A 3,659-nucleotide genomic window follows, 5' to 3' on the forward strand; every position below is an offset into this window, starting at 1 on the left:
CAATACCGGGGGTTCACTTCAAGTAGTGCTTTTTGATATGCAATTGGCATAAAGATCTGAATAAATAGAAAGTTAACTATATTTTAGAGAGCGTAAAATAACTTGTGTAAACGCATAAAAAGATTTCTAAATTGTATAGAACTAGGGAATGAACTTACCACAGAAATTATCGCTACGCTAGTCCAAAAACAAGATTTAGACGAAGTTTTTCGGCACCACCTCGAAATTGCGATTAACCAGCTGCTTCAAACCGAACTGGCAGCTTTTTTAGGCTATGAGCGCCACTCGTATGCTGGAATTAACACTAGAAATAACCGCAATGGCAGTTATGAACGCTCGTTTGATACGAAGTATGGTCAACTCAACTTAACCATTCCGCGGGATCGCAATGGTATTTTCCACAACCACATCTTGCCAGCCTACGGTCGGCACAGTGACAGCTTGGAAACAACGGTTATTCAGCTATACACCAAGGGAATTACCACCACCGAAATCGCCTAACTCATTGAGAAAATGTACGGTGCTCATTACTCCAAAGCCACGGTTTCCAACATGACCAAAGTCGTTGATGAACAAGTTCAAGCTTTCCAGCAACGGCGACTGCCTTCGCAATATGCGGCCATCTTCTTAGATGCCAATTACCTGCCTTTAAAGCGGGACACCGTCCAAAAAGAAGCGGTTCATTGTATTCAACCAACTTGATTGCGAACTTTAACAAGCATCTCAAACGCAACCCCAACCACAAAGAACAATTTCCAACGGAAGATTCACTGAATCGATTCCTGGTTTCTCAGTTTAACGTCTACAACGAGAAGTCCATGAAGCGAATCCATCGCGGATTCAACGGACTTCAGGACACCCTGGAATCATCCTTTACTTAAATTAACTACATATTATATGTACGTAGGTATTTAATTTACACAAGATTCTTGACGATATCCACATTTACTCAATAGATTAATATCAAATGGTGAAAATCAACGAAAAAAGGAGATCTATCAAGCGATCTCCTGCCCAATAAATCTCCTCTTACATAAAGTTATTTATGAACACTGATTTAAGCTAAGCTGCCGATATCACAATCTCACCATCCACTAAATCAGCCTTCAAGTTTTTGACATCTAAGTGGTCAAGGTAGAAATCCGTTACCTTATCACGAATTTGTTGTTCAATTACTCGCCGTAATGGCCGCGCCCCCATTGCTTCATCATAGCCTTGTTCCATCAGCCAATCTTTGGCCGCTTTAGTTACCTCAAGTTTGATGGATTTTTTGGCTAACGTTTTTTGTACATCCGCCAACATCAAATCGACAATTTGACTTAAGTCTTGCTTAGTCAGATGTGAAAACTCCACGATTCCATTAAAACGGTTCAGAAATTCTGGGCGGAAAAATGGTGCTAACTTATCCATTAATGACTGGTCTCGTTGCTTGTCACCACTTAATGCTTCATTACCAAAGCCAGCATTAGAAGTAGCAATAATAATCGTATTTTTGAAATTAATGACATTGCCTTGTCCATCCGTTAAGCGCCCATCATCCATCACTTGTAATAGTAACGTTAATACTTGTGGATCAGCCTTTTCAATTTCATCTAATAATACAATGGAATATGGATTACGCCGAACCCGTTCAGTTAGAGTATTAGCATTATCTTCATAGCCTACGTATCCAGCCGAGGTACCAATTAATTTCGACACAGCTGTACGATCAGCATATTCACTCATATCTAGCCGAATAATCGCATTTTCATTTCCAAACATATCTAAGGCTAATTGCTTAGCTAATTCAGTCTTTCCTACGCCAGTTGGGCCCACAAACAGAAAACTTCCAATCGGCTGATCACCCTCTGAAAAGCCCGCACGGTTACGCCGAATTGCTTTTGCTACCATTTCAACCGCTTCATCTTGACCGATTACCTTACTTTTCAGACGCTTATCAAGATTTTTCAAATGCTCAATATCATTAGCGCCCATATCAGCAACTGGTATACCAGTTAAACGTTCAACCGATTGTGCCACATCATCAATCGTGGCAGTGATTTTTTCTTTTTGATCCGTTTCTTTAATTTTTTGCTTGGTTTCCTCGATCGACTTCTTGATATCAGCGGCTTTTTTAAAGTCCTCCGATTTAACGGCGGCCTCCTTAGCTGCCTCTAATTTTTTAACGCGTTGATCCAATGTCTCAACATCAGTTTGCGAATTTTTAGCCGCTAAATGAGCCGCAGTCATGTCGATCAAATCGATAGCTTTATCTGGCAAAGTGCGTTGTGGTATATATTGGATTGAATAATCCACAGCCGCCTTCAAAACATCATCTGGTAATACAACATGATGATGTTTTTCGTACAGCTTTTTAACACCTTGTAATATACGTAAAGTGTCAGCGGCCGTCGGTTCATTAATCACAACATCATTGAATCGCCGTGCCAAAGCCGCATTTTTCAAAATAGTATTGCGATATTCATCTTGAGTCGTAGCCCCGATTACAGTCAGCTCGCCACGTGACAAAGCTGGTTTAATGATATCAGCCAATCCCTTGCCACCGTCTTCACCACCAGTGGCACCCGTGCCGATAATCTGATGAATTTCATCGAAGAATAGAATAATATTACCAGCTGCTTTAACTTCCTTTACCAGCTGTTTAATATTCTCTTCAAAAGAACCGCGATATTGAGTTCCTGCTTCCAAAGACGATAAATCAATCGAATAGATTTCTTTATCTTGAATCGTTTCTGGAACTTTACCAGCCACAATTGCTTGTGCCAGACCTTCGACGACTGCAGTTTTACCTACACCGGCATCACCAACTAAGATTGGATTATTTTTCGTTCTACGACTCAAAATTTCTGCAGTTTCTTGAATCTCATTCTCACGTCCAATCACTGGATCTAGTAATCCATCACGAGCCTGTTCCGTCAAATTAGTCCCTAACTTTTCTAAAATCCCTCCTTTTTTAAAAGCCTGTTTACCATCTTTAGATACTTCTATTGTTTTATTATTTTGGGGTAGCTTACCAGTTGATCGGTATTGAGCAAACTCATCTGGTGTCAACGATTTTCCATTAACTAAGTACCGTGCACGCTCCGAATTTTGATTATCCATGCGCCGAAATAATTGATTGAAAACATCATCCATATCATTGTTGAAAAAAGGATCATTTTCGTAGAAATTCGCCATAGTACAACACCTCCATAAAAATTTACACGTGTAACTTAGTGACCATAATATCCTTTAAAACTTCAGTTAATTGTATCACGATTTTTATGTATCATTAAGTAAAGTGCTTATCGGTGTATTAAACGAGATACTTTGAAATACCATTACAACAAACCCTTTCAGGATAAATTGCCGTTAATTAGTATATCAAAATATAATATGTGGTAGATTGCAAATTTAATCCGAATTTTTGGAAAAATTTGTCAGCATAACCTGATACGGTGTTTGCCAGTCGAGTATTTTAAGCGGTCGCTGGTTAATTTGGAGTAACGTCGTCGTTAAATCTTGAGCACTAATGTGCTCAAAACGAGTCCCTTTGGGATAAACATAACGTAAATTCCGATTAAAGCGTTCATTACTACCACGTTCAGCTGGCGTATAAGCATGGCAGTAATAGGTCTTAATACCATATTGTGATTCAAGTGATACTAGCCCACTAAACT

Annotated in this window: 2 protein-coding genes and 1 pseudogene; 1 reads left to right on the plus strand and 2 read right to left on the minus strand. The window is 39.4% G+C overall.

From position 1 onward, the window contains the following. Positions 1-135: 135 nt before the first annotated feature. Positions 136-881, plus strand: a pseudogene (locus tag FD44_RS09560) (transposase). A 181-nt stretch (positions 882-1,062) separates the two neighbouring features. Here the strand turns inward: FD44_RS09560 and clpL are convergent. Continuing rightward, positions 1,063-3,177 carry an ATP-dependent protease ClpL gene (gene clpL / locus FD44_RS09565; RefSeq protein ID WP_054712824.1) on the minus strand — a complete coding sequence of 705 codons (2,115 nt, stop codon included), beginning with the start codon at positions 3,175-3,177 and terminating at the stop codon, positions 1,063-1,065. A 216-nt stretch (positions 3,178-3,393) separates the two neighbouring features. Beyond that, the coding region (locus FD44_RS09570) for an IS30 family transposase (protein WP_162258120.1) at positions 3,394-3,659 on the minus strand (266 nt) is incomplete at its 5' end.

This window comes from Secundilactobacillus malefermentans DSM 5705 = KCTC 3548 (assembly GCF_001436395.1).
Taxonomy (GTDB): Bacteria; Bacillota; Bacilli; order Lactobacillales; family Lactobacillaceae; genus Secundilactobacillus; species Secundilactobacillus malefermentans.